General features: G+C 67.7%; 3 protein-coding genes. All 3 read right to left on the bottom strand.

Features of this window, described 5'->3' with window-relative positions; all coding sequences use genetic code 11:
* Positions 1-349 precede the first annotated feature (349 nt).
* Positions 350-928, bottom strand: coding sequence for a hypothetical protein (locus ACWGIF_RS37815; protein ID WP_453504392.1), 579 nt, complete (start codon positions 926-928; stop codon positions 350-352).
* A 715-nt stretch (positions 929-1643) separates the two neighbouring features.
* Complete coding sequence (locus ACWGIF_RS37810) at positions 1644-1913, bottom strand: hypothetical protein (RefSeq protein WP_453504390.1); 270 nt, start codon at positions 1911-1913, stop codon at positions 1644-1646.
* Positions 1914-1930: 17 nt separating this feature from the next.
* Entirely contained in the window at positions 1931-2287 is a 357-nt protein-coding gene (locus tag ACWGIF_RS37805) for a hypothetical protein (protein WP_453504388.1), read from the bottom strand.
* Between the last annotated feature and the right edge of the window lie 146 nt (positions 2288-2433).

Raw genomic sequence — 2433 nt, 5'->3', positions numbered from 1 at the left:
ACCCTCGCGGGTTTTCCTCCGGGCTTTCGTTCTGTTCTTGCGTTTCCGACTCTATCAGACTCTTTCGTGTCCGATTCCCGGTCGAAGCGGGTTTCACTTTCCAGTTCTTCGCTTTCGCGTTTCCCTTTCCGGCGATTCCGACTCTATCAGAAGATCTCCACCGGTTTTCACCGACTTCGGATTTCTGAATGCTGAGACGGATGCCCTGCCTGGGAATTGGATTCCGTACAGGGAGTGCTGCCGAACTCTTCCGTTCGAGGCAACCGCTCCACTCTACAACCTCCCGGCCCCAGGCTCCAAATCGTCCTGCCCCCGCCGCCTGACCTGCGACTCGATGGTGGATACAGCGCTACAGCGACTGCACCGCCGGCCCGAGCACACGCAGACCGACCTGCGAGGCCAACCACTCGGCCCGCTGGAGATCGCTCTGACCCACGCATACGGACAGCACGTGTCCGTCAGCCGGGTCACCCCAGAGCTCCCTGCAGTTGAAGGCCAGCTGAACCCCGGAGTACTTGCTGGATCTCCAGTCCTGCGTCGGCGTGGCCGGCCAAGCGCCGAGGTACCAGTGGATCCCCGCGGGGACGCCCCCCACCACGGCAGCAAGGTCCGCCTCGAAGCTTCGGAAGGGGACGTCCTCCGCCAGGTTCAAGCTCAGCGGCAAGAGGGCACCCAGCTCCGAGGCGTCCAGGGGGAGCTCGCAGGGACGGAACGACTTGGCGTCCGCCCCCTCACCCGAGTCGAGCCAAGCCCCCGCGGGCAGGACGGGCCGGATCCGCTCGACGTCTTCAAGCGTGCTCAGCGTCGCCCACACGGTGGGCTCGGCGTACTGAAGCGTCTCGGCGAGCGCGAAAAGACGCTCAGCCATGCGGAATGCCTCCACGGCATCGGCCGTCTGCATCACCGGGTAGGCGTACGAACTTCCCATGGCGACACTCTGCCACGCCTGAGGGAGGGGCCCTCCAGGTATTCGGCACGGGCGACGTCTCCCCCGGCCTGGGCGCCGGCAGGCTCACGAGGCGCCGCCACGGAGCTGCTGCCGAGCCGACGGAAGCAAGGCGTGTGTACCGCCTCCGGACGCGAACATGATCTGCCGCCGTCCGCCGCCCCAGGGCGGCGGTCATCCGTTCTTCCCGGGGCGGGAACCTGTATGACGGACGTGCCGATCCTCCAACGTGTGGCCAGAGACGGCCCGTTCGCCGGGATCGGAGCTCCCGCTCTGCCCGTCGTCGACGAACAATCGCGGAGCGTCGCGGTCGACGGAGATCTCGGGTTCCTCCCGTGAAGCGGCGGCGTGACCGCTGACCGCAACTGGACGCGGCGCCGGACCGGCGTCGACGAGCGGGACGGGCTCGGGTTCTGCCGGTCGCCGGTCGCCGGTCGCCGGTCGGGGCCAGGGTCACACTCAGGGGCGTCCCCCTCGATCACACCGCAACGACCCTCGACACCGACGACGACACCGTCTGCCCCGCCTACCCCTCCGGAAGCCGCACCGCACTGGACGCTTACAACGGCTCGGTCCGCCTGCACACCGACCTCGAGGTGGACAGAGAACCGACGAACCCGCACTCCGCCTCGCGGTGGCGCCCCGCGGTCACCGGCTCATGGGACCGTCTACGGCCGCGTCCTGATCCGGGAACCGCTCAGAGATTGACGCGCTTGAGGTAGACCCGTCGGCGGTGCGGGATGGTCTGGTACCAGACCATCAGGTGCTCGTCTTCGTACGTACGCAGCCGCATCGGGTGGGGGTCCTCGTAGAGGCTGCCGTCCTTGGGGTCGATCGCCATCGACGCCAGGTCGACCAGGCCGTCCATGACGGCGCCGACCAGGTCCTGGTCCTCCGCGGGCATATCGCCGAAGACCCAGAGCCGGCTGGGATCGGATTCCCACGCCCAGCCGCTGTCGTTCTCCACGCCCTCACCCCGCAGGGTCACTGACCGATCTCGCGCTGGGCCTCGGCAAGGATGCGGCTGCTCGTCTCCATGGCGGCCCGGAACTGTTCCTCCGTGGCGTCCGGATCGCCCGCGACGCGCTCGGCGTCGTGCAACGCCGCCGATCGCGCCGGCCACCGGTGGATGGCGACGTGTGTGGCCCACTTGATGAGGAAGAACCGCAGCGGGTTGATGGCACCGGTCTCCGCGGCACGGTCGAAGGCCTCGTTGCATTCCTTGTCGAGCACGGCCAGGTTGGCCATGTCGATCCGGCGCACGGCGTCCCGCAGGGCTTCCCGTGTCATCGCCGGCTGAGGGATGAGCGGGCCGCCGTCTTCCCACTGCTGTGCTGTCATCGTGTCCTCCAGGGGAACGCTGGCCAGGATACCCAGCGGAGCCCGACGAACTGCCGGTGAACGCAGAAAAGCCCCGCACCGGACCGGTAAAGGTCTGGTGCGGGGCTTCCCGCAATGATTGTTCGGCGGCGTCCTACTCTCCCACA

This window comes from Streptomyces sp. NPDC054849, assembly GCF_053610945.1.
This window is presented reverse-complemented; position numbering and strand designations above follow the sequence as displayed.